Source organism: Microbulbifer maximicatervae (SeqCode) (genome assembly GCF_052467065.1).
Genome location: NZ_CP174299.1, coordinates 3263292 through 3288700, shown reverse-complemented (window position 1 = coordinate 3288700; position 25409 = coordinate 3263292). Strand labels below are relative to the sequence as shown.

Sequence of the window (25409 nt, the reverse complement as noted above, 5' to 3'; positions counted from 1 at the left end):
CAGCATACCCCAAGCGGGCATTTATTTTAAATCAAGCTTTTGCTGACTACCTCAAACAAATCCTTAGATAGGTCTCCCGAATCAGCAACCCTTTGCAGGGCAACTTTCATCTTCTCACCCAGGCTACCAGAGTATTTTTTCCAACGTGTGATCGGTATAACCAGCCTTGCTGAAATTTGTGGATTTAGCTTGTCCAAGGCCAGAACCTGATCGGCAACAAACTCAAACCCGCTACCATCGCTCTTATGGAATTGCTTAAAATTACGATTAGCAAAACCACCTATTACAGACCTTACTTTATTGGGGTTTTTCATTTCAAAAGCAGGGTGATTCATAAGTGCACGAATATTTTCCAATGTACCGCGCTTGGGACTACAACTCTGCTGACCCAGCCATAGTTCTACTACTTGAGTATCGGTTTTCCAGCGCTCATAAAATTGTTCAATCAACCCCCTGGCTCGGTCTTCCGGTGCATGATTAATAATAACAGCGAGAGCCGCCGCACTATCTGTCATATTACTAGCGCTCTCAAACTGAACCTGGGCTATATCTAACGCCTCCTCAGTTTCTGTTATGCAGATATAGGATAAACAGGTATTTTTAAGTCGTCTTTGCGCAATATCTAACGCATTCGGGCTATAGGGCTTTGTGGTATTCAATTCTAGATAGCGCTTGCGAAATTCATCAAATAATTCACCTGCAATTACCTTCTTTACAAATTCCCTCGCAACAATTATTGCTTCCGCATCAATAGATGATGACTCTTCAGCGATAAACTGCTCACTGGGCAATTGCAAGATCTCTGCGACCAGCGCTAGATCGAGATCAACATCCTGTAAAACCTCTTTATAAGCACTGATTAAACTTGGTTGTACCTGTAGTTCCTCACCTTTACGAAAAGCCACCTGAAGCTCACACAAAGCATTTAATGCTAGGCGCTGACTTGCATCCCAGCGGTTAAACGTGTCCTTATCCTTGCTCATTAAAAATTGAAGCTGCTCATTGCTATAGTTGTACCTTATTTTTACTGGAGCGGAGAAGCCTCGCAGCAATGAGGGTAAAGGCTTCTCCGCAAGTCCGGAAAACTCAAAAGATTGCTCATCTTCTGTTAACTGTAAAACAGTTTCAGTATCACCCTGCTCATTGAGTACAAGCTCTGCGCCATCAGCCCCCAGCAATCCAATTCTTATTGGTAAGTGGAAAGGTAACTTCTCTTCCTGACCTGGCGATGAAGGGCAAGACTGGCGAATAGTTAGACTATAAGTGCCATCAGTTTCATTAAAGCTATCTGTCACATCAAGTATCGGCGTGCCTGCTTGGCTGTACCAGTTGCGGAATTGCTTCAGTTCAACCTTGTTAGCATCTTCCATCGCCTTGACGAAATCTTCACAGGTTACCGCGCAACCATCGTGCTGCTGAAAGTACAAGTCACTTCCTTTGCGGAACCCTTCTGCACCTAAGAGTGTATGAATCATCCGTACAACTTCCGCACCCTTTTCATAAATTGTCAGAGTGTAAAAGTTTGAAATTTCTATATAAGAATCTGGCCTGATAGGATGGGCCATAGGGCCGGCATCTTCAGCAAACTGGGTAGTACGCAAAAGGGATACATCTTCAATACGCTTAACCGCTCGGGAATTAAGATCAGCGGAGAACTCCGCATCACGAAATACGGTAAAACCTTCCTTCAGACTCAACTGAAACCAATCCCGGCAAGTAACCCGATTGCCGGACCAGTTGTGAAAATACTCATGTCCTACAATAGACTCAATCCGCTGAAAAGCTGAATCCGTTGCTGTTTCTGGGCTAGCGAGCACACAGGCCGAATTGAAAATATTCAATCCTTTGTTTTCCATAGCCCCCATATTGAAATGATCAACAGCAACAATCATAAAGATGTCTAGGTCATATTCCTTTCCGTAAGTTTCCTCATCCCAACGCATCGCATTTTTAAGTGAGCGCATAGCATGATCACACTTCCCAATATTTTTCGCTTCCGTAAAGATCTGTAACTTAACCTTTCTACCAGAGGCTGTTGTGAAGCTATCTTCCACATGCTCCAAGTCCCCGCCTACCAACGCAAATAAGTAAGCCGGCTTGGCGAATGGATCTTCCCAAGTTACAAACTGACGACCATCTTCATATCTACCCCTTTCAACTTCATTGCCATTTGAAAGTAGTACTGGGTGGTCCATCGGCGCGACGATGGTGGTGGTAAATTTGGACATAACATCCGGCCGGTCAGGATAGAAAGTAATTTTTCTAAATCCTTCAGCTTCACATTGAGTGCAATACATACCATTAGAGAGATATAATCCCTCTAGAGATGTGTTTTCCTCCGGATTTATCCGATTGCGGATTTCCAGCAGAAATTCTGGTTTCTCTACAGGGATAGACAGGCCCTCAGGTAGAACCTGATAATCAGATGTAGACAACAAAACTCCATCCAAAGAAACCGAAAGTAATTCCAGCTCGACACCATCCAGCACTAAAGGCGGCAGCCCTGCACCCGCTTGCGGATTTCTGCGAATATTCAAACGAGATTTGACCAAAGTTGCCTTGGGTTCCAGCTCAAAATGTAAATCAGTAGCATCCACCAGGTAATCTGGTACTTGATAGTCTTTCAGGTAAATGGTCTTTGGCTGGCTATCTTTCATTATTGAAACACCTTCAGTCATTCTATGCCCTTCCGGGGCAGTATGAATTCGATTAATTGGACCAACAATATCGTTACCCGGGCCAATACTATTTATCAGCCAAGTTAAAAACCGGACTATAGCTTCCCAGCGCGATTGGTGCCACGCATAGATAAGTTTGATTAATACTTGCCCTTGCAGCCTTGCCCACAGCCACTCTTGGCACATCTGCCTCCACAAGCACAGAGGTAACAGCGACGGAGAAGGTAAAAACTATCAGTGCGCGACATTAAATAGGTGAAAACTATATAATAGTGGTCGATTATATACCCATATAGAGCACTTACTGTCTGCCCTACCCCACAGCACAGTAGATACTGACCAACATGGTGAGAAATTGCAGCCAGTATAATTATCCAATCTGGTAAACTCGTCATAAGGTAGCAGTAAGGGATTAAAGTATTCCTACTTCGCCCTTTCGTAACGAATAATAGATTTAAGTTTGAGCTAATCTCTTGCGGGAATTCCGAGGTTCAGTGTGCGTAAACTCCGTATCTCCATCATAACTCTATCTTGTTTTTTAGCTGCCCTCATAGCAGCTAGCTGGTGGAAAAAGGATATCGTTGCCTCTCAGCTAATCAATATTTTCTCAGGAGAGGTAGTTATTCAGGAGCTGACAGGACTACGACTGGGTTTTAAAGAAGTTTCCATCCAGGAAGTTCGCCTAAAGTCCAGCGTAAATAGTATTATCCTCCTCGAGGGAGTAAAAATTGTCTATCCTTTCCATATTATTTATGACCGAGATAACACCCAAAAAATTGAACTATCAATAGAAAAGCTAACCAGGAGCATGGAAGCTGAAGATATCGTTACCAAAGCCCATATCAACGAGCAGCTCCCGGAAAATAATGTCAAGACAAGTAATACATTATCGTTAAGTGCCCTAAGCCAAAGTCTAACCCGCTTTTTGCCAGGCAAGATATCCGTTAAACAAATAGTACTCGATGGCCAATTGATTGGCGGCCCACTAAATATAGCTCGCGACAGCACAAAAATTCATGCCGAAACTCCCCTTAAACACCCCCAGCTTGGCGAGCTTAATTTATATTTTGAGGCTTTTTTAGGTTTGTCAGAAATCAAACTAAAACCCAGAATACTAACTAACAACTCAAAGATTCTGTCTGAAGCTGATATAACTATTGCTAAACTAGAAACTGACACATGGATTTTAAACAGTGAACTTGTATCAGAGCTGGAATCTATAGCCCCACTGATAGAGATATTTGAACCTAAAGCTAGCTCCACAACTAAGCCGACAGTATCAGGCAAAATTATAGCTACCACCGCAATTAGCTTGCCAGACAATCTGCTATCCATTTCAAGCTACCGAGAAATTGACATTCAACTTAATGGCAATGATCTAAAGGCCACAATCCCATACGCTCAACTAAACTCCAATATAGAAGCCCAATTATCTATAAGCAATCCAATAAAAATAACACTTGAATCACTATTTCCATTTAAACCTCGACATATCAAGGGGAGTGGCGAGCTTGATATAGCTTTAGGTACTGATAAAAACACCAATACCCCGCTATTAAGTGCGGACTTTAGCTCGAGCACATCGGCGACATCTCCCGAATTAGATATCGAAGGTACTTTTCATCTAACAAGTGCAAATACTATAGTTAATTCCCCCCTATATCTCAGACACTTGCCAGCACTACCTATAGATAGTGTTAATGGAGATGTGGTATTTAAGGGTAAATTTCAACTAAGTTCGCTTAACAATATTAACTCTCCAGAAGTAAATAGCTTTCAATTAGAATTGATACCAAACCAAACTATTCAATTGGATATTTCAGCTCCCACATCAGGAAAAAACTCGCCTTTAATTACTACCGGATTACATCAGAGCAAGATTCAGGCAAGCATTAAAGATCTTATCTCCATTACAGGTGACCTGACCAATCCCAACCAAAGAGATATTAAAGTCGAACAAGGATCTCTAACTGCAACAATCCAAGGCTCCAATGGGGACTCGACAGTACAGTTAACCGCTAGCGACATACAATGTCACTTCTCTGACATCAGTGCCTGTAACTTTGACCTAAAGACAAAAGTACCCCAACTTCATGAGCGGGCCAGAGAATTAGCAGTTACTAATTTGAGTTCAACTGCCAAGGCAAAGATTGAAAGCAATCTTAAAGGTCAAAAATTCACGCTAGAGAGCATTAAAGTATCTGGAGAAAAAATAGCAACCAAAACATTGGCGGTTGACAGAGTAAACTTAGATATACCAACAGTACACTGCGAAGTAACAGAACCTACAATCTGTACTCTCCCAGAAATAAGCAGTCAGTTTGGAATTATCAACACCGAGCAATTTTCCCTTTCTGGAGACCTCAATTTTCTTGATAGTATTGTTACCATCAAAAATGGTGCTGCAGCGCTGGACAGTGAATTTAATAGTAACAATTTAGAGATTGAGACATCGGAAAAGTACAAGGTTAACTCTTCAGCCAAAGGCAAGCTATCCCTGCAACACAATAAGCTAACAAGTCATAGTCAAATTAAAGCAGGTGCAATTAAAATTGATTTAAGCGGCTCTTACGACTTATCAAAATCCTCAGGTGGAGTTGAATTTTCCGTTCCTGAAGTTACCTTTAGTACGGATCGCTCTCTAAACGATACGATCCAGGGGCTTCCCCTCAATATCGTCTCGGGCAGACTTTCTGCCGGTGGTTCTGTGTCTTTGCCCTCCCAGTCCAAAGACAGTATCCATGTTTCATTGGACGATATTGCAGCAACCTATAAAGATAGTTTTGCCACCGGAATCAGTGGAGATCTAAAAGTAGAAAACGAAGATGGGCACTGGATCACACCTACACCATACCCACTATCGATAGAATCTATTAACGCGGGCTTACCAGTGAAAAATGTCCAGTTATCACTGCAACTGGATAAACAGAAAGATATTACATTGCATAATTTTTCTGCTGACTTTTTGCAAGGCAGGGTTACTTCATCAGCCCTTATTTGGAATCTCGCTGAAGAGACTCGAAAAAGCATTGTACATGCACAATGTATTTCTCTAGAGGCTTTAGCAGAGGAGACGGACTCAGAGAACTTTGAGGCCAGCGGGCTAATTAACTTGGAAATCCCCATTGTAACGGGGCCTGAGGGTATCACTGTGGAAGCCGGTCACCTTCAGGGTGAAGCTCCAGGCGGACGCTTGCGCTACTACGGAGCCTTTTCTCCGCAGATGCTGGCAAGCAACCCACAACTTAAGTTGATAGCCAATGCACTGGAAGATTATGAGTTTCAAACACTGGAAGGCAGCATAGACTATCCAGCCAGCGGAGATCTCCAACTACAGCTAAAGCTGGTTGGTCGAAGTGAGGCTATCGATTCTGATCGAGACCTGGTGATCAACCTGAACCTTGAAAACAATATCCCAGACATGTTGCGCTCATTGCAAGCCAGTCGTGATTTGACTGAAACCCTGGAAAAGCAGCTGGACCAATAGGTCAGGAGTGAAGTAGCCTTTATTGGTATGTACAAGCCTGCTTGGTTCATTACCGGTTAAGGTTGACTCAATAAAATACTTGGGTCTGCCGGCATCCAACTCACCTGCTGAACCAGGCAGGTAACACGGGCTAGGTACAAAAAGTAAAAGGGTACCAAAGAGGTACTGTGAGGAGTGTCAGATGAAAGCCAGCCGACTGATTCCTATGGGGCTGCTATACGCTATGGTTGCTACAGGGTGTACACCCACTGTAGCGGTAAAGGCTCCCAGTGAGCCAATTACAGTAAACCTGAATGTGAAAATTGAGCATGAAATTCGGGTCAAGGTCGACAAGGACCTGGACAACCTGTTTGAAGACAAGGAAGGGATTTTCTAAAGAGGCAAATATGAAGACATTAATGAAAGCCTTTTTGGCACTGAGCTTATTAATCGCCCTGCCTGCAATGGCAATTTCCCTAAATGAAGCCAAAAGTAAGGGCCTGGTTGGTGAAGCCAATAGCGGATACATCGCTATCGTAGATGCCAGCTCACCAGAATTGGAAAAACTGGTCAAAGAAGTGAATGCCAAGCGAAAAGCTGCTTACGCTCGAATCGCTGAACGCAATAAAATCGATATAGCCCAAGTGGCAACACGCGCCGCTGAAAAGTTGGAAGCCCGCTTATCACCCGGAGAATACTACCAGGACAATCTGGGACGCTGGGTAAGGAAGTAATTCGTAGCCCGAAGACCTCCGCTCAGCAAGGCTGAGTGATAAAAAAACCCCACAGCCAGAAACTGGCAGTGGGGTATTATCAAGGAGTAGAGGCTACAAATTGCCAAATAGTGAATGCCCGTCGAGCCCCTGCTTCTCCATAACCTCTCTTAAACGTTTCAGTGCATCCACCTGTATCTGCCTGACCCGCTCCCTGGTGAGACCAATTTCACGCCCTACTTCTTCCAGGGTGCTCGCTTCAAAACCGCGCAAACCAAACCGCCTAGAGACCACTTCACACTGTTTGTCAGGTAACTCTCCCAACCAGCGGTTGATGCTGTCAAAAAGGTCCCTGTCCTGTAAAAGCTCTGCTGGGTCAGATTCCTGCTGATCGGGGATGGTATCTACCAAGGTCTTCTCAGAAGAGGGCCCAATGGGAGTATCTACAGAAGTAACCCGCTCATTGAGCCCCAGCATACGCTCGACATCTTCGACTGGCTTCTCAAGGAGGGTGGCAATTTCTTCTGCAGATGGCTCGTGATCCAGCTTTTGCGCCAACTCTCGAGATGCGCGCAAGTACACGTTTAACTCTTTCACGACATGGATGGGCAGGCGTATGGTCCGGGTCTGATTCATTATGGCCCGTTCTATCGTCTGACGTATCCACCAGGTGGCGTAAGTGGAAAAGCGAAAGCCTCTCTCTGGATCAAACTTCTCAACTGCTCGAATCAGGCCCAGATTACCTTCCTCAATAAGGTCCAGCAGTGCCAAACCTCGGCTAACGTAGCGGCGAGCAATCTTTACAACAAGGCGAAGATTGCTCTCGATCATTCGTTTTCTTGCCGCAGCATCTCCACGCAAAGCCTTGCGCGCGTAATACACCTCTTCTTCTGCGGTCAATAGGGGGGAGAATCCAATTTCATTGAGATAGAGTTGAGTAGCGTCGAGATTTTTCTGCAAATGGCCATCGCCATCCAATCTACAAACTCTACTTTTCTCTGCCTGGGAGGGTGCGGAACTCTTTTTAGCCGCAGATTTCCGCGTGCGACTAACACCTGCTTCAGTTGAACCTAATTTCTGCTCATCATTTTCAACGTCTAACTCAGGAGGAAAGTCTTCTGCCTGGCCAGCCATAGACTGGTCTTGCCGTTGTGCTTCCATTTCCCCTGCTCCTTGTACTTTGCCAATTTCAGCCGCACAACACACTCGGACATTGATAACACAACTATCAATGCCGCAGGTATGTGGCGACAGCCACTGAATCGGCTGACCCTGGGATGGCCACGATTACAGTGACTACCTCAAGTGGTACTAGTTAAAAGTCCATTTTTATTTGCAGAGCTTTACTGCGGCCGTGAACTTACGGTAAGTAGGCAAGAGGGTCTACTGGCTGACCGTTTTTGCGAATCTCAAAGTGGAGCTTGTTGCGGTCGGTACCACTCGAACCCAGTTCCGCTATCCTTTGCCCCGCCTTTACCCTGCTGCCCTCCTTTACGAGCAACCGGTGATTGTGTGCATAGGCACTGAGGTAAACCTCGTTGTGCTTGACGATCAGCAGCTTTCCATAACCTCTCAAGGCGCTTCCTGCGTAGATCACGGTGCCATCAGCCGCTGCCAGTACAGACTCACCCTTTTCACCCGCGATATCAACTCCCTTACGCAATGGGTCCCCAGAGCGGAAGTGACTAATCACTTTCCCCTTGGCGGGCCAGCGCCAGTTGACCGATCCGCTCCGGCGAGATGCTGTTGATTGGCGCTTTGGGCTTGGTGTTAAAGATTTTTTAGCAGTGGTCGTTTGAGTTGTTTTCGGTTTAGCTTTTGCGACTGGCACTTTTTGCTTCTTTTGCGTGCTGGCAGAGCTCTTGGTTGGCACTGAACCCGTCAGCCTGATTCTCTGCCCAGGATATATTTGATAAGGGGAGCGGATACCATTTATCGCCGCCAATTGGCGAAAATCCTTGCCGTAACGCCAGGCTATCGAATAAAGGGTATCCCCTTTACCAACCGTGTGGTGGGTAATTTTGATACTCGGAGGCTGGCGTAGGGAGCTTGAGGGAGCCTTATGGCTGGAACAGGAGGAAACGGCCTGCAGCAGAACCAGCAAGCCTAATATTTTAAACACCCCCCACAAACAATGACCGATTTTAGGGAGTTTGTTCCGCCAACATCGGCGCTCAAGAGGTTGCAAAAGATGACATTCCATTATTCTCTTTTTACATCAGACCACGGCATTTATGGAAAAAGTGTCTAAAGAAAAGCTCCAAAAATCTCTGGAAAAGTTTGATAAAACGCTGCCATACCGAGATTTTCCAGATCTTATTGCGGAGTGGCGCAAGACTTCTCTCTGTGCACCTTGCCAAAGAAGTCTACAGCGAGAACTAAGAGCGCTGCCACTAGAGCCGCAACAATTGCGCCCCCCAAATGAGCACTGTCGCCGGTTTGCTCGACATAAGTTAGCGGAGAAGTGTTGGATAGCAAAGGGGCCAATTTGCTTGATGCTTCGATTTCCCCAGACATTGGCAGTTTCCAGGGCCAAATAATCTTCAAACTACCCAACAAAACCCCGGCAAGAAATGCCAGTGTCCTGGCTACATATTTGTGCATCAGCCAAGACAACAAGCGACTGAAGAGCATCAGCCCTATTGCCGCCCCTGCCGCAAAGCACAATAGGTTTGAAATTTGGAGTTCATGAACTGCAGCTAAAACCTTGGGGTATATCCCGATTAATAACAGCAGGAAAGCGCCGGAAATTCCCGGCAGTGCCATCGCACATATTGCCAAAGCACCTGATAAAAACAGCGTAAGTGGAGTTGCCGGTATCTCCGAAGGCCGCATCTCGCTCACTGTTACTGCAAGCGCAATACCCAGTGCAAGAAAAACCAAAACAGATGGCGACCACCGGGGGATATTTCTCACAATGGGAACAATTGAGGCGAGAACCAAACCGAAAAAGAATGACCACACAACAATTGGATAATTTTGCAGTAAGCCACTAATCAGATGGGCCAAGCTAAAAACGCTCAACAATACCCCAAGGAAAAGAGAGAGCAGAAAGCTCCCATTAATATAGCGCCAAGTAGATAGAACCCCCTCCTTCCGCCACACTGTAATACAATGCGGGCCTATTCGACTGAGGGAGTCCAAAAGCTCCTGGTAGATGCCGGTAATAAAGGCAATAGTTCCCCCGGAAACACCGGGCACCACATCGGCAGCCCCCATTGCCATTCCCCGCAAAAGCACTCCGGGGTAGCGACTTTTTAGAACCTCAGTAAATCTCATCGAACCACGCCACCGAGTAAAGGCACGAAACGTACCGCTTCCAACTTTTCCACATCAAACTTATTACTATCCTCACGACGAGTCACCATCGTCAGGTATTGCTGTTCAGCACCCACCGGAATTACCAAGACCCCGTTGGGCGCCAACTGCTCTCGCAGCTCATCGGGAATTATTGCAGGTGCCGCTGCGGCCAGGATTGCATCATAGGGCCCCTCTTCCTTCCAACCGAAGCCCCCACTACTGAGCTTGTACTCTACATTGTTGTAACCCAGCTCTCCCAACCTATGGCGAGCAGTTTCCAATAGAGGTTCGACACGCTCAACGGAATAAAGTTGTTCCACCAAACGGGCAAGAATGGCCGTTTGGTAGCCAGAGCCAGTGCCCACTTCCAGCACCCGGTGTAGAGACTTTGCTCGACTCAGCAGGAGTTCAGTCATACGGGCGACAATGTATGGCTGGGAAATGGTTTGGCCATACCCTATGGGCAAAGCAGTATCTTCATAAGCCCGAATAGCCAGGGCCTCATCCAAAAAGAGATGTCGAGGTGTAGATGCCATTACATCCAGTACCTCCTCGTTGGATATCCCCTCTTCCCGCAATCGCTGGATCAAGCGATTACGGGTTCGCTGGGAAGTCATCCCCAGACCTTCTTGTCTCAAGCGATCCATATTCTTTTCTTGTCCATGATTTGTGCAACAGCGCCAGTCACCTAAATACAAATTTTATGTGCACTGTTTAACATTGACCAGCTGAGCTATCTCCCGTAGCAAAGCCGTAGCAAAAGTACCCGGTGGCAAGGCAAATTCGACGATTAAATGATCACCTTCCCACTCATAGCGAAACGCCTCCGGGGATAAAATCATGGCCCGGCGTTCCTGGCTAAGACCGCAGTGCTCCAGCCAGTTGCACCAAGGCTGCCACGGAGACAACACTTGCTCTTCCAACTGCCCCAGGGCATCCGTTGACAGGTTTCTGCCACGCCCCCAAAGAGGCCCGGTTGGGTAATCTTCAGGCTCTCCAACGAGAGGGCTCTGCCAGGTTCCGGTGTTGACTCGTTCAGCCAAAACCTGATTGAACAGCCAGCTACGGGCAGCAGACATGGCGAAGGCCTTTTCGCTTTTGCGGCAGCGACCGTCCTCTTCAGCTAAGTTTTTTGCCAAGCTAAGGTTATTGCCATCAATCCCAAAGCGCTGTTCACCGAAGTAATTGGGCACCCCTTTGGGAATCAGCTGAAGTACTTCTTCTGCTTTGTCCCGATCACCTTCTACATTGCGCAGCCGAATCTTGAAGCGATTCCCCATATGCTCGCCGCGACGCAACTTGCGTGGCCCCCGGAAGGCCTGGAGCAATGAAATCTCATCGCTGTTAATTTGCGACCAGTCTGCTTCTGGCTTTTGTCCGAGCCATACACTGAACCATTGAGTGGAAACAGCATGTCGGTCTTTCAAGCCATAAAAGCTGACATCCCGGCTTTGCACCCCGGCTAACTTCGCCAATTCCTTGGCAACCCAGGCGGTATTTGCCCCGCGCTTTTTAACCTGCAAGTAAACATGCTCGCCATCTTTATCAGCCGGCGGCATAGCCAGTTCATCGACAATAAAATCTTCTGGTTCTGTACGAAAATCACCAGAAATTACCGCACCCCCAAGCGCTCGGGGCCAATCCAGATTCCAAACTTCAGACATCTTTGCGCTCTAATAAAACAGTAGCTTGCGCGGCGATACCCTCACCGCGACCAGTAAATCCAAGCTTTTCTGTAGTGGTTGCTTTGACACTGATCGCATCGCAATCAACACTACAGTCAGCGGCAATATTGACTCGCATTCCATCGATATGCGGAGCCATTTTGGGGGCCTGGGCAATCAACGTCATATCCGCATTAACCAGGCGATACCCTTTACTATCGATTAATCCAACAACATGTCGAAGCAGGTTTCTGCTATCCGCTCCGGCAAATTGTTCATCGTTATCGGGAAAGTGTTTACCGATATCTCCCAGGGCCAGAGCACCCAGTAAGGCATCCGATAGGGCGTGCAGTAAAACATCCCCATCAGAATGAGCTACCAAACCATACCCATAGGGGATTTGTACTCCTCCAAGCACTACATGATCACCGGGGCCAAATGCGTGCACATCAAAGCCCTGGCCTATTCGAAAACTCACTATCGCTTATCCTCAGTCGGGGAGTAGCGCAGACGTAAAATAGTTTCTGCAATTATGATATCGGCGGGGTGCGTCACTTTAATATTGTCACTATCACCCGTAACCAATTGCGGTGAATGGCCAAAAAACTCCAATGCACTGGCTTCATCGGTTACAGCAACCCCTTGCTCCAGGGCTTTACCAAGGCATGAGTGCAGAGTACTGAGAGGGGCCCGTTGCGGGGTTTGCGCCAGCCAAATACTTTCGCGGTCAACCGTTTCTTTTACACAGGCTACACCGCCAGTCACATGACTGCGCTTTAATGTGTCGCTCGCGGGGCGCGCCAAAAGTGCCATCGGCGAGACTTCGTCACTGAGTAAAGCGCAAATATCGCGCTCAGACACACAGGGTCGTGCAGCATCGTGGACTAAAACCGGAGTATCACCGCTTTCTCGCACCGCTAGGAAATCCAGGGCGGACTGAACAGAGTCTGCTCTCTCAGCTCCACCAATGACGGTGTGTACCAAGGGATGGTTTGCTTCTTTCAGGTGAGGGAAGTAGGTATCCTGTTCCGACAGCGATACTACAACGCCAGCCAAACCTGGCCACCCAAGAATATTTTTTAAAGTCAGGGATAGCAGTGGTCGCCCGAGCAATGGCAGGTACTGTTTCGGGCGATCAGCCCCCATACGTTTGCCAACGCCGGCAGCGGGTACAATGACCCAATAATCCTTAATCAATTTTCAGCCTCTTCCTTATCGAGGAAGATAAACAGTGTTTCCCCTTCCTTGATCAGTCCCAGGTCATAACGGGCTTTCGCTTCCACACCATCAGTGCCAACTTTCAAACTGCGGACTTCCCTGAACAGTTGACGGTTTTCCCGCACCAGCGCGATATTTTTTTCTTGCTGTTGGGCTAATTGACGCTTGAGACGGGTAACTTCGGCGAGACTACCTTCACCAACCCAAAGTCGGTACTGGGTGGCGAGGAGCATAATGGTGAGTATTGCCAGCAGCCATTTCATACGAGATTACGATATTTCGCTTGTTCGTATTTATAGTACTACAAAGAGGGGCTGGCCCCTCTTTGTAGTACTTGCACGCTAATTCAAATAATGGATTACTTGAATTCAGCGCGGCCGCGATAAGGAGCGGAGCCATTCAGCTCAGCTTCGATGCGCAGCAGACGGTTGTACTTGGCTACGCGGTCTGAGCGGCAAAGGGAACCGGTCTTGATTTGACCAGCAGCAGTCGCAACCGCCAGATCCGCAATAGTAGTATCTTCGGTCTCACCGGAGCGGTGGGAGATCACAGCGGTGTAGCCCGCATCTTTAGCCATTTTGATCGCATCCAGAGTCTCGGACAGGGAGCCGATCTGATTGAACTTGATCAAGATAGAGTTACCGACACCTTTCTCGATACCTTCCTTCAGGATCTTGGTGTTGGTTACGAACAGGTCGTCGCCTACCAGCTGTACTTTTTCACCAATTTTATCGGTAAGTACTTTCCAACCGTCCCAATCACTCTCGTCCATACCGTCTTCGATAGACAGGATCGGATAGTTGGCGGACAGATCGGCCAGGTAGCTGGCAAAACCTTCGCTATCGAACTGCTTGCCTTCACCAGCCAGATCGTACTTGCCATCTTTGTAGAACTCGGAAGAAGCGCAGTCCAGAGCCAGGGTAATATCATCGCCCAGGGTGTAACCGGCCTTTTCTACCGCTTCAGCAATCACTTTCAGGGCCGCTTCGTTGGAAGGCAGGTTCGGAGCAAAGCCTCCTTCATCGCCAACTGCAGTGTTCAGGCTGTTGCTGGACAGTACTTTCTTCAGGGAGTGGAAGATCTCAGCACCTTGGCGCAGAGCTTCGGCAAAAGATTCAGCCTTAACGGGCTGAACCATAAATTCCTGGATATCCACATTGTTGTCAGCGTGTTCGCCGCCATTGAGGATATTCATCATCGGTACCGGCATGGAGTACTCGCCCGGGGTGCCGTTTACCTCAGCAATGTGCTGGTACAAGGGGATTTTTTTGGAAGCGGCAGCTGCTTTAGCGGCAGCCAGGGAAACCGCCAAAATAGCGTTGGCGCCGAAGTTCGCCTTATTTTCAGTGCCGTCGGCATCGATCATCGCCTTGTCCAGGGCGCGCTGATCTGTAGCATCCATACCCTTGAGCAGGTCGGCGATAGTAGTGTTGATATTTTCAACCGCTTTCAGGACACCCTTACCCAAGTAACGGCTTTTATCGCCATCGCGAAGTTCCAGCGCTTCACGGGAGCCAGTGGAGGCACCGGAGGGGGCGCAGGCGGAGCCAATAGAACCATCCTCAAGAATTACATCGGCTTCTACGGTAGGGTTACCGCGAGAATCCATTACTTCAAAGGCTTTAACAGCGACAATCTTGCTCATTTACAATGGGCTCCGTATTGGTACTTACTGAAAATAGGTTTTCGTAAATCAGACTTTACGCACTTTTTGCTACAGCGCTCAGGCCAAATAGCAGAGAGGAAAGTGCCGCGCGCCCAATCAGGGCGCGCAAAAATATTTCTTTTTTATTTCGTATCCAGCGGCTCGAAACCCTTGATCAGGTCATCTACCGCTTTCATCTGCGCCAGGAATGGCTCCAGCTTTTCCAGTGGCAATGCACTGGGGCCATCACACAATGCTTTGTCTGGATTCGGGTGTGCTTCCAGGAACAGGCCTGCAATACCGATAGCCAAACCTGCGCGGCCCAGCTCAGTCACCTGCGCACGGCGACCACCAGAGGCAGCACCGGAAGGATCGCGCATTTGCAGTGAGTGGGTGACGTCAAAAATCAGCGGCGCACCGCCGGAGGCATTGATCATGGTGCTGAAGCCGAGCATATCGACAACCAGGTTGTCGTAGCCAAAGCAGGCACCGCGCTCACACAAAAGAATATTTTCGTTGCCGCACTCAGCAAATTTCTCCACCACATTTTTAACTTGCGGCGGGCTCATAAACTGGGGCTTTTTGACGTTGATCACTGCACCAGTCGCTGCCATAGCGGCGACCAGATCAGTCTGGCGAGCCAGGAAGGCCGGCAGCTGGATAATATCCACGACTTCGGCAACCGGAGCAGCCTGGTGTACTTCGTGGACATCGGTAATCAAGGGAACCTTAAAGGTGTCTTTGATTTCCTGAAAAATCTTCAGGCCTTCTTCCATTCCCGGTCCGCGATAGGAATTGATGGAAGAGCGATTGGCCTTGTCAAAAGACGCTTTAAAAACATAGGGAATACCCAGTTTTTCAGTGACTTTTACATAGTGCTCAGCCACCTGCATCGCCAGGTCGCGGGATTCCAGTACATTCATACCGCCAAACAGCGCAAAGGGCTTATCGTTGGCGACCTGAATATTTCCGACTTCAATTGTTTTCACTGTCAGCTCCCTGTCATCTCACCCCCAGTCACAGAGACCGGGGGCGGATTACTGATTAACCCTGGTTTTCACGCTGCTTCATTGCGGCGGCAACAAAGCTTTCGAACAGCGGATGGCCGTCGCGCGGGGTTGAAGTAAATTCCGGGTGGAACTGGCAAGCAACGAACCAGGGATGGTTTGGCAATTCAACCATTTCTACCAGGGTATCGTCTGCAGACCAGCCGCCAATTTTCAAACCGGCTTGCTGCAGGCGATCAACGTAGTTGTTATTCACTTCGTAGCGGTGGCGGTGGCGCTCTACAATAACGTCAGCGCCGTAGATATCGCGAGCCTTGGTGTCTTTAGCCAAGCGACACTCCTGACCGCCCAAGCGCATGGTGCCACCCAGGTCGGACTGCTCGTCGCGCTTCTCGATATTGCCTTCGCTATCGATCCACTCTGTGATCAGGCCGATAACCGGGTGCGGGGTTTTAGTATTGAATTCAGTACTGTTGGCACCCTCGAGGCCGAGCACATTGCGCGCGAACTCGATAACCACAGACTGTAAACCGAGGCAGATGCCCAGGTAAGGAATATTGTTTTCACGAGCGTAGCGAACAGATTCAAGCTTGCCCTCTAAACCGCGCTCACCAAATCCACCGGGAACCAGGATTGCATCGGCATCCTTGATCAGGTCAATGCCGTTCTCACCCTCAACGTCTTCAGCGTTGATAAAGTCGATATCCACTTTGCAGCGATGCTTGATACCCGCGTGGGTCAGGGACTCGATCAGGGACTTATAGGCATCCAGCAACTCCATGTATTTGCCAACCATGGCAATTTTCACTTCGTGCTGCGGGTTCAGCTTGCCATCGACCACTTCGTCCCACTCGGAAAGGTCTGGTGCCTGGCATTCCAGCTGCAGTTTTTCCACAACGATATCGTCGAGGCCGTAACTGTGCAGAAGACGCGGTACGCCGTAGATGGTCTTGGCATCGGGCAGAGGTACAACAGCGCGCTCTTCAACATTGGTGAACAGTGCGATCTTGCGGCGGGAGTCCTCATCGATCTCGCGCTCGGAACGGCACAGCAGAATATCCGGCTGCAAGCCGATAGAGCGCAACTCTTTAACAGAGTGCTGAGTCGGCTTGGTCTTGGTTTCACCAGCAGTGGCAAGGAAAGGCACATAGCTCAGGTGGATCAACAGGGCGCGATTGGTGCCCATTTCCACACGCAGCTGACGCACAGATTCCAGGAACGGTTGGGATTCGATATCACCTACGGTGCCACCGATTTCAACAATAGCGACATCGACATCGCGGCCACCTTCTACAACGCGGCGCTTGATCTCGTCGGTAATATGGGGGATCACCTGTACGGTGCCACCCAAGTAGTCACCACGGCGCTCTTTGCGCAGTACGGTCTCATACACGCGGCCGGTAGTGAAGTTGTTACGCTTGGACATCCGGGTACGGATAAAGCGTTCGTAGTGACCCAGGTCCAGGTCAGTCTCGGCACCATCCTCGGTGACATACACCTCGCCGTGCTGGAAGGGACTCATGGTACCCGGGTCTACGTTGATGTAGGGGTCCAGTTTGAGGATGGTAACCTTGAGGCCGCGGGCCTCGAGAATGGCGGCCAAAGAGGCGGAGGCGATACCTTTCCCCAACGAGGAAACCACGCCACCAGTTACAAAAATATAGCGCGTCATGCAAAACCTTGGTCAGTTGAGCGCTCGATGAATGTCGAGCTTACAGGGCTGGCCCGGGCGGATAATCCAGCTTCTCCCGGTGCCTTTTAGACGGGGCGCCAGGGTAGCAGAAACCCCCTTAACACTCAATCGAAAAACCGCCAGCCGGGTGGTTCATCCGGGATGGCGCAGCCTGCTTTGCATGAAAAGAGCCCCGCGACAGCCACCAGATCATCCCCCAAAAATACCAATGGGACACGATCCCTGAGCCAGGGCTCTAGAGCCCACTCCTGCAAGAGCTTCTTAAGCGTTTGTGACCTGGAGCGATTTACCGGGTGCGCACGCTCCCCTCCTCTGCGATAACACACTCGATAATCGTCCTCTGGCCAATCCGACAAGGGCCGAAGAATGCCACCCGCTGGCAGAGTCAGATTAGAGCGGCCATCCCAGTGCCAACTTTTATCGGAGTTATTGGCAATTGGCGCCAGCTCAGGGGTCAGGTAAAGGCGATTCCGAAAACGTCGCACCACACAACCGCCCATATTAACTTCAAGCTGTGCGTCCTCTGCCGCATGAGTCACCTGGAAAAGCGCCTGATTTAATAGGGCTGACTCTGGCGGCTGCCCCCCTTGGCGCAACACCCAATGCCGCATAAGGTTTTTACGGCGCCCCTCGCTAAGGCTGAAGAAGCGAGGCAGGGCCAGGCTTTCGCCAAATCGCTCCACCTTTAAATCAACCCCCTCCAGGTCAGCAAGTGCCAACTCAGACAGCAAGTCCGCAGACTCCCTCAGGTTCTCCGCTGCCCGAGCGATCTGGCGACTCACTCCCCAACGCTGGTTGAGCAGTGGCACAACTCGATGCCGCAAAAAATTCCGCTCTAGGGCCTCATCCGCATTGCTGTCATCTTCAATCCAGCTCAATCCATGAGCCTCAGCCCACTGCTCTAGCTCTTTTCGCCCCGCTCCGAGTAGAGGGCGCAGTAAGTACTTATTATCCCCGATCGTTCGACTCTCGGACATGCTGGCCAATCCCAACACGCCCGCGCCCCGCATTAAGCGCAGCAGGAAAGTCTCAGCTTGGTCATCCGCGTGGTGACCGAGCAGAATTTGATCACCTTCGGACATCACCTGATTGAAGGCCGCATATCTCGCCCGGCGAGCCCCCTGCTCCAATCCGCCATCTTTGTAATCAACAGTAACCTGGATGGCTGTAAAGGGTACCGCCAGATTTTCAGCAAACTCTTTACAGTGAGCCAGCCAAATGTCCGCATTTGTATTTAGGCCATGGTGAATATGAAGCGCACGCACGGGAATCTGGCAAGTTACCAGAAGGTGCAGGAGAACAGTGGAATCCAGACCACCAGAAAACCCCACCCACAACTGGCCGCTGGCAGGGTGGGACTGCAGTATATTCTTTATCAGAGATGGGAGTTTTTCGCTGGGATTTACATTTTTCACGGGGAGTTAAACAAAGTCTAAGCTCCAATCAGTATACCGCCAATAGACCAGAATGCAGATAGAAGAAAGCCCCCACAACTTCAGACACGCCAAGACCGCAATATTAAATAGAGGGTCACTAAAGGTTAAATTTCACACAAAGGCTTTACCTTACACTTTAGGAGCAAATTATCTAACTCCTCAATTGTCCCTGCTAAGACGATTAGCTAGTCGCATATATAAACCTCGAAAATTAGATGAAATTAATCTTGGAGTAGTTCACTTCAGGATTTGGGGCACTAACCGTAAATTATACCCTTGCAATAAAAGTGATACTAACCGAACTACCGCCAATGCCAATCCCCATAAAACATGTCTAAAAACTGTGACAAAAGGAGAAGGTTATTTTTTACCAGTCGACTTAAAGCTAACACTCACGACCCCACCCCACTAACATTTAAGCCCATAAAATTTAACCATTCACCCTAACTTCCGAGCAACCAATGAATATCATCACTCTTCCGCGTTCGCCTTTAACAAAAATAAATATGCGGGCATATGAATTAAATTTTTCATTCGGCTACTAACTTAAAGTCCAACATAAGAAATTCAGCAATCGACAACCAAACACCCAATAAAACGCTACAGCCACATAGCTATAGCAGATACTTTTACCGCTATAGCTATGCAAAAAACACAGTCAAGCAGTTTTAGCTAGAGGATTTGTTAGACTTGAGATGTATCCAGAGAGAAGCTGATAAAATGCCTCGGGCTTTTCCAGCATAGGGCTGTGTCCGCAATCATACACCTCACAATAATCCAAATTATCCTTCTCCGAGGCAAGCGACCGCCAGGATTCAGCCGGTGTTATTTGATCGAAGTCTCCCCATATTAACTTGATCGAGCATCTCACTTTTTCCAGGCTTTCATGAACATCATATTTCCTGCTGATATTCAGCCATTTGATCACAGATTTAAAGGTCTCATTAGTGGAGAATATGGTATCGATATCGGCCACGCCCTTTTCGTAATCCGGTTTCGGCAGGCGGTTAATATCTCGGAAGACCCGCTCACAAAGTATATTTGCTGCTCCAGGTACCGATCCGCGTAAATCAGAAAGGGAAACTCCTGCCTCCAATTCTTCAAGCCCCGGGGCTCCACTGATTACCAACCCAGCTACCAGCTCAGGATGCTTTGCGGCAAAATCCAACGTAATAAGCCCACTCATCGAGTTACCGACCAGAATATTATTATCCATATCTCCATTTAACTGGAGACACTCTCGAATCATTTCGTGGGCCGAATCCAACTTACCCATAAAAATCTCGGGGATAGATGGCTCGATAACAGTTATTTTATGCCCCTGCTGCCGGCAAGCGTCTGCAACTTGGTTCCAGATCCATCCACGCGCGAAAAGTCCTGGTAAAAAAACGATATGACAAGGTGCCATTAGTTCCTCCAATTCCATTTCAAGTTAATTTATCCGCACCACCCCCGGCACCACCATGACCGAGGACCTCAAAATGCACAAAAATCAAATAGGGAACCAACCCACCATAACCGCCATAATTCAATGGAAGGCCAGGCCTGAAAAATAAACACTCGAAAAATAACCAGCAATAAGAATGCCAACTATCCACCAGCCCTAATTTTGCGTGCGAAGCCATACTAACCAGTGAGGAATGGCAGCTTCATTTCAAATTAATTACCTTTCTGTTCCTGAGAAAATGGAACCTGCGCAAAACCTAGTTCACCCTGAAATTTAAATAAGATTAGAAAATAAAATTTATTGAATTATCTATTTGCCTGCACGCTTGCAGTGCTTGACAACTCAACACAGCACCAATAGCGGCAATAATTTTGTGACAAGTAATACTATGAAGGCGTGAAATAACAAAAATCAAAAGAGGCAGATTTATTGTGGGATAACGCCGCCCATTGAAAATCTATGAGATGAAAGAAATAGTAATATCTGGAAAGAAGAGATTGGCGGGTAAAAAAGTGCCAAGAGGATAGAACATCACACTGGCACCGTTCCTGTGAGAACAAATTGTTTCAGCCGCTAACCGGAACCAAAAAACAGGCTCCGGTTAGAACTGAGGGTAATTAGCCCTTTAAGTGTGTTGTAACTTAACCGTCACAACGAATATCAGCAGATACTCCAGCTTCCGGGGTCAACTTAACGTTGGCAACCGCAATAGCCATCGGAGCTTCACTCTCCAAACCAAAGGCACTAAACACCTTGCCGAAGTCCGCACCGGCTTTTACAAAGCACTGCAGATCTACAGAAACCCGAGTCCAGCTTTTCTGTTCCATGGATTTCAGCGCAGACTCCAGCGGTACCTTCGCAGAACAGCCATCACCACAGTTCATGGTAGCCACCACCGGCTTCTCAATTGGCTGATCGACACGGATATTCAGTGTCAGCGCAGATTTCTCTTCCAGGTAGACATTCAGGTCCTGCATATATTCAGCAGACAACTGAACCGCGCCAGGACGCAGGCCTTTCCAGGTAATCAGTCGAGCATCTTCCTGGGAAGACATATCGATGGAGCTGACAGTGATGTTTTTATCGTCTCCGCTAACCGCGAAGTTACCGTGTACAGGTACAACCTCTGCCCCAGCTTCAGCAATATTCAACACCCAGGGAGCCTGCGGGCGGGACACCAACAGCCAGGCTTCTTCCAAACCGCCACCGGCAACGGATTCACTGGTTTCCGGCAACTCGTTACTCACCATGGATTCCTGCTCTGCAGCCAGGCCATAGCCCAACTCAAACAGTGGTTCGTAATTGTCGTGGTATGGATTCAGGACATTCTGATAGCTGTGCATTGGCCAGCTAAATGGCAGCTTGCCAGTAAAGTCGTAACGGGCTTCCCCATCGGCACCTTTAATCAGGACATCCGCAACACCAGCACCTTCAGAGCCAGGCAGCCAGGCGGCAACAAAGGCATCGGATGCATTCAATTCACTGTTAATCCAAAGCGGACGACCGGACAGGAACACACTGACTACCTGAACACCCTGCTCACGCAGTTTTTTCAGCAGTGCCAAGTCCTTCTTATTACCGCGTTGATACTCCAAGTTGGTAATATCGCCGTGCCACTCTGCATAGGGCTCTTCGCCAAATACAACAACAGCAACCTTGGGTGCCTTACCATTGGCAAAAGTAGCATCTGAGAAGCTGCCATCCGCACTCAATACCGCTTCACCGCCAGCGGCTTTAACCGCCGATGAAATACCTTCAAAGATTGAAGTCGCACCAGGGAAGTCTGCGCGCGTATTGCCGGTACCCTGCCAGGAAATCGTCCAACCACCACTCTGTTTGGACAGGTTATCCGCACCATCGCCGGCAACCAGAATATTCTGGTCCGCAGCCAATGGCAGCAGCTTGTCGTTGTTTTTCAGCAATACCAGGGATTTGCGTACCGCTTCACGAGCGATTGCGCGGTGCTCCGAGTTGCCCAGGATGCCGTCTTTGCCTGCCAGCGGCATATTGCGGTCAAACAGGCCTGCGCGGATCTTCACTCGCAGGATACGGCGAACAGCATCATCGATGCGCTCTGCACCGATTTCACCGCCCTTGGCCTGGGCCAGGGTGTTGTTGTACAGGGCTTTCCAGTCCGCCGGTACCATAAACATATCGAGGCCGGCATTAATCGCCGCTGCACAGCTCTCTACAGTGCAACCGGGCACGAAACCGTGGCCATTCCAGTCGCCCACAACAAAGCCATCAAAACCGAGGCGCTCTTTCAGAACGGTGGTCAGAAGGTATTTGTGGCCGTGGAGTTTTTCACCGTTCCAGCTATTGAATGAAGCCATCACGGTCTGTACGCCAGCCGGCAGAGACGTCAGGTAACCCGCCGCATGGACCTCTGCCAGTTCTTTTTCCGGAACCGCGTTATCACCTCGGTCAATTCCTCGATTCGTACCACCGTCACCGACAAAGTGCTTGGCAGTGGCAACCAGGTTTTCGCCGCGCAGGAATTCAGCGCTGGATTTTTCGCCCTGGAGCCCCTTCACCATTGCCTCGGCATAATCCGCAACAATCTTGGGATCTTCGGAATAGCTCTCGTAAGTTCTGCCCCAGCGGTCATCGCGGACTACCGCGACGGTAGGAGCGAAAGTCCAATCGATACCGGTCACTGCCACTTCGCGGGCGGTGGCGCTGCCAATACGCTCAATCAGCTCCGGGTCCTGGGCGGCTCCCAGACCAATATTATGCGGGAACAGGGTCGCACCGATCACATTGTTGTGGCCGTGAACCGCATCGGAACCCCAGATCAGGGGAATCGCAACACCGCCATCGGAAGTGTCCATAGAAGCCTTAAAGAAGGCGTCAGAAAGGGCCAACCAGTCTTGCGGCGAGGCAAACTTATCGTTGTTCGGGAAGGCGCCACCACCATTTAATACGGAACCCAGGTGATAGGTCTTCACATCTTCAGGAGTAACGCTGCGGATTTCCGCCTGGATCATCTGACCCACTTTCTCTTCCAGAGACATGCGGGACATGATTTCAGTGATTTGGGCTTCCAGCTTTTCATCGCGCGGTAAGGCTGGCTTGAGTTCAGGCCAGTTGTCGATGCCCTCGGCGGCACTGGTGCCAGTATCGGCCTGCGCTTTATCGGCTTTTGGCTCAGTTTGTTGGCTCTCGGAATGACACCCGGCGAGCACAGAAGCACAGAGCACAAAGCCCAGCGAAAATCGCTTACTAAAATTCACGAATAACTCCCAAAATTATTCCACGCTTGTTAACTGGCTCTACGAGTTGCGCTCAGACAAACTTCAGAGGAAATATCTCCAAAGCCCTACACCCAGCGCGACCTACTATCGCCATATTTATTATGCCGCACATCACCTGCCCCGGCAGTTGTGCACGGTCTGCCTCCACCGAGCTGAAATATTAGAGATAACTCCAGATCCAGCTCTCGTCGGAATCAAGTTCTGCTAATGCCGTATTCACCGATCGGCCATAAAACTGAGTCATGGCTACCCAGTGGGCACAGTTCGCAATGACAACAAATTGCAGTACTTGTCTCTACAGGCCAATAGAAATCCGATGGGCTGGTCCAAATTGCAGACAAGGCGGAAAGGATAAATGAAGGTTCTACTCCACTGCGCTACCGCGCAGGGTTCGTGAAAAAGCGCCGTAATAAACGATGTAGCAGTAACACACCAGCGGCACCAAAAATGAATACTGAATACCGGCGCTATCAGCCAACATCCCCTGGAAAAGAGGAATAATTGCACCACCTACAATTGCCATGCATAAGATACCGCTACCCTGGCTGGTATGTTTACCCAGCCCGCGCAAGGCCAGGCTGAATATAGTCGGGAACATAATCGAGTTACACAGACCCACCGCAACTATGGACCAGACCGCGATCGGGCCAGACGTCATCATCGCGATTGCTATAAGTACCACCGAACCCAGGCCACAAACCGCCAGGGTTTTTCCAGCAGAGACAAAGCGCAGCAAAAAGGCCCCGGCAAAGCGCCCAATCATCGCTCCGCCCCAGTAATAAGAGACATACTTTGACGCTTCAAAAGGAGCCATCTTTGCCACTGATGGTTCACCAAAGAAACTCACCAGAAAGCTGCCAATAGCCACCTCCGCACCCACATAGGCAAAAATACCTACAGCCCCCAGGGTCAAGCGGGGGAAACGCCACAGAGAAAACACATCGTGACCATCCGCTCCTCCACCCTGTTGGTGCTCGGGAATAGCCGGCAACCTGATCCAGGAAAAGAAAGCGACCATCACCAGTAGAAGCACTGCCAACCAGAAATAAGGGGTCTCCACCAAAGCCGCTTCGCGGGCCCTGAACTCAATAATACTCGCCGCTGTATCCGGGTCAGCGGTAATAGTAAGTCCCGCAAAGAAAACTGCGCCGCCAATCACCGGTGCCAAGGTAGTTCCCAGGGAGTTAAAAGCCTGGGTAAGATTCAGTCGACTGGGCGCCGTGCGAGCACTGCCCAGCGCGATAACATAGGGGTTTGCGGAAACCTGCAGCAGGGTAATCCCGGAGGCCAGAACAAACAGCCCCAGCAAAAACACTTCGTAGATTTGTAAGCGGGCAGCGGGAATAAAGACCAGGCAGCCCGCACAAGCCACCAAAAGCCCGAGCACCAGCCCAAGCTGATAACCAACCCGCCTCAACAACATGCCTGCCGGCACGGATACCAGGAAATAGGCAGCAAAAAAGTAAAACTGCACCAAGACAGCTTTGGTGTAACTCAACTCAAAAACATTTTTTAAGTGCGGCACCAGCACATCGTTCAGGCCGGTAATAAATCCCCAAATCAGAAATAGGGACGTAAGTGCAATTAAATTGATATAACGCGGGGCAACGCCGGCCGCTACTCCGGCACGGGCATCAGTGTCATATTTAGCCATCTCGCTCGAGGAGAACCCCGATTCGGGCAACATCTGGCTCATCGGAAACCGATCCCCAAATCTAAACTATTTCTTTCTAGCGGTTGGTCCATTCACCCGGAATTTTTTCCGCCACCACATGATTTTGCGCAAAAGTTAGTATCACCTTTGCGACTGTGGATTCATTCAAGCCGTTAAAGGCCCTGCACATTTTTACCACAATTATTGGCAACTACCTATCTACTCAACCAAATT

General features: G+C 49.1%; 19 protein-coding genes. 3 read left to right on the top strand and 16 right to left on the bottom strand.

The genetic code is table 11. From position 1 onward, the window contains the following. Positions 1 to 26: 26 nt before the first annotated feature. Entirely contained in the window at positions 27 to 2657 is a 2631-nt protein-coding gene (gene pepN, locus ACJJI1_RS14490; protein WP_444959387.1) for an aminopeptidase N, read from the bottom strand. A 517-nt stretch (positions 2658 to 3174) separates the two neighbouring features. Between pepN and ACJJI1_RS14485 the strand changes: the two genes are divergently transcribed. The 3 genes from ACJJI1_RS14485 (at position 3175) to ACJJI1_RS14475 (ending at position 6878) form a co-directional block, all read left to right on the top strand. Beyond that, a complete protein-coding gene (locus tag ACJJI1_RS14485; RefSeq protein ID WP_444957100.1) occupies positions 3175 to 6165 on the top strand; it encodes an intermembrane phospholipid transport protein YdbH family protein in 2991 nt (996 codons plus the stop codon). A 181-nt stretch (positions 6166 to 6346) separates the two neighbouring features. Continuing rightward, positions 6347 to 6541: a YnbE family lipoprotein gene (locus ACJJI1_RS14480; protein WP_282931815.1), complete on the top strand. Its 195-nt coding sequence runs from the start codon at positions 6347 to 6349 to the stop codon at positions 6539 to 6541. Positions 6542 to 6551: 10 nt separating this feature from the next. Continuing rightward, the gene (locus ACJJI1_RS14475; protein ID WP_282931814.1) at positions 6552 to 6878 is read left to right on the top strand and encodes a YdbL family probable chaperone protein; all 327 of its coding nucleotides are present in this window, start codon (positions 6552 to 6554) and stop codon (positions 6876 to 6878) included. A gap of 93 nt (positions 6879 to 6971) precedes the next feature. Here ACJJI1_RS14475 and rpoS read toward each other — a convergent pair whose 3' ends face one another. The 15 genes from rpoS to ACJJI1_RS14400 all read right to left on the bottom strand — a co-directional run bounded on the left by rpoS (position 6972) and on the right by ACJJI1_RS14400 (position 25217). Beyond that, entirely contained in the window at positions 6972 to 8018 is a 1047-nt protein-coding gene (rpoS, locus tag ACJJI1_RS14470; RefSeq protein ID WP_413664895.1) for an RNA polymerase sigma factor RpoS, read from the bottom strand. A gap of 199 nt (positions 8019 to 8217) precedes the next feature. Next, positions 8218 to 8979, bottom strand: coding sequence for a peptidoglycan DD-metalloendopeptidase family protein (locus ACJJI1_RS14465; protein ID WP_444957099.1), 762 nt, complete (start codon positions 8977 to 8979; stop codon positions 8218 to 8220). A 194-nt stretch (positions 8980 to 9173) separates the two neighbouring features. Further along, entirely contained in the window at positions 9174 to 10136 is a 963-nt protein-coding gene (locus ACJJI1_RS14460) for a DUF368 domain-containing protein (protein WP_444957098.1), read from the bottom strand. Continuing rightward, positions 10133 to 10804 carry a protein-L-isoaspartate(D-aspartate) O-methyltransferase gene (locus ACJJI1_RS14455; RefSeq protein WP_192879383.1) on the bottom strand — a complete coding sequence of 224 codons (672 nt, stop codon included), beginning with the start codon at positions 10802 to 10804 and terminating at the stop codon, positions 10133 to 10135. Before ACJJI1_RS14455 ends, ACJJI1_RS14460 begins: the two co-directional genes overlap by 4 nt. A gap of 54 nt (positions 10805 to 10858) precedes the next feature. Further along, positions 10859 to 11821 carry a tRNA pseudouridine(13) synthase TruD gene (truD, locus tag ACJJI1_RS14450; RefSeq protein ID WP_444957097.1) on the bottom strand — a complete coding sequence of 321 codons (963 nt, stop codon included), beginning with the start codon at positions 11819 to 11821 and terminating at the stop codon, positions 10859 to 10861. After that, positions 11814 to 12299 (bottom strand): 2-C-methyl-D-erythritol 2,4-cyclodiphosphate synthase, encoded by a 486-nt coding sequence (gene ispF, locus ACJJI1_RS14445; protein WP_444957096.1) that lies wholly within the window; start codon positions 12297 to 12299, stop codon positions 11814 to 11816. Before ispF ends, truD begins: the two co-directional genes overlap by 8 nt. Beyond that, the gene (gene ispD, locus ACJJI1_RS14440; RefSeq protein WP_444957095.1) at positions 12299 to 13018 is read right to left on the bottom strand and encodes a 2-C-methyl-D-erythritol 4-phosphate cytidylyltransferase; all 720 of its coding nucleotides are present in this window, start codon (positions 13016 to 13018) and stop codon (positions 12299 to 12301) included. The genes ispF and ispD overlap by 1 nt, the downstream gene beginning before the upstream one ends. Further along, positions 13015 to 13302 (bottom strand): septum formation initiator family protein, encoded by a 288-nt coding sequence (locus tag ACJJI1_RS14435; RefSeq protein WP_282931806.1) that lies wholly within the window; start codon positions 13300 to 13302, stop codon positions 13015 to 13017. The genes ispD and ACJJI1_RS14435 overlap by 4 nt, the downstream gene beginning before the upstream one ends. 95 nt (positions 13303 to 13397) lie before the next feature. Further along, a complete protein-coding gene (gene eno / locus ACJJI1_RS14430; protein WP_444898143.1) occupies positions 13398 to 14684 on the bottom strand; it encodes a phosphopyruvate hydratase in 1287 nt (428 codons plus the stop codon). A gap of 143 nt (positions 14685 to 14827) precedes the next feature. Next, positions 14828 to 15673, bottom strand: coding sequence for a 3-deoxy-8-phosphooctulonate synthase (kdsA, locus tag ACJJI1_RS14425; RefSeq protein WP_413664888.1), 846 nt, complete (start codon positions 15671 to 15673; stop codon positions 14828 to 14830). 55 nt (positions 15674 to 15728) lie between these two features. Next, complete coding sequence (pyrG, locus tag ACJJI1_RS14420; RefSeq protein ID WP_252085084.1) at positions 15729 to 17363, bottom strand: CTP synthase; 1635 nt, start codon at positions 17361 to 17363, stop codon at positions 15729 to 15731. Positions 17364 to 17488: 125 nt separating this feature from the next. Then, a complete protein-coding gene (tilS, locus tag ACJJI1_RS14415; RefSeq protein WP_444957094.1) occupies positions 17489 to 18799 on the bottom strand; it encodes a tRNA lysidine(34) synthetase TilS in 1311 nt (436 codons plus the stop codon). 679 nt (positions 18800 to 19478) lie between these two features. Further along, the gene (locus tag ACJJI1_RS14410) at positions 19479 to 20246 is read right to left on the bottom strand and encodes an alpha/beta fold hydrolase (protein WP_444957093.1); all 768 of its coding nucleotides are present in this window, start codon (positions 20244 to 20246) and stop codon (positions 19479 to 19481) included. Positions 20247 to 20908: 662 nt separating this feature from the next. After that, positions 20909 to 23500, bottom strand: coding sequence for a glycoside hydrolase family 3 protein (locus ACJJI1_RS14405; protein WP_444957092.1), 2592 nt, complete (start codon positions 23498 to 23500; stop codon positions 20909 to 20911). A 385-nt stretch (positions 23501 to 23885) separates the two neighbouring features. Then, the gene (locus ACJJI1_RS14400; RefSeq protein WP_413664879.1) at positions 23886 to 25217 is read right to left on the bottom strand and encodes a sugar MFS transporter; all 1332 of its coding nucleotides are present in this window, start codon (positions 25215 to 25217) and stop codon (positions 23886 to 23888) included. Between the last annotated feature and the right edge of the window lie 192 nt (positions 25218 to 25409).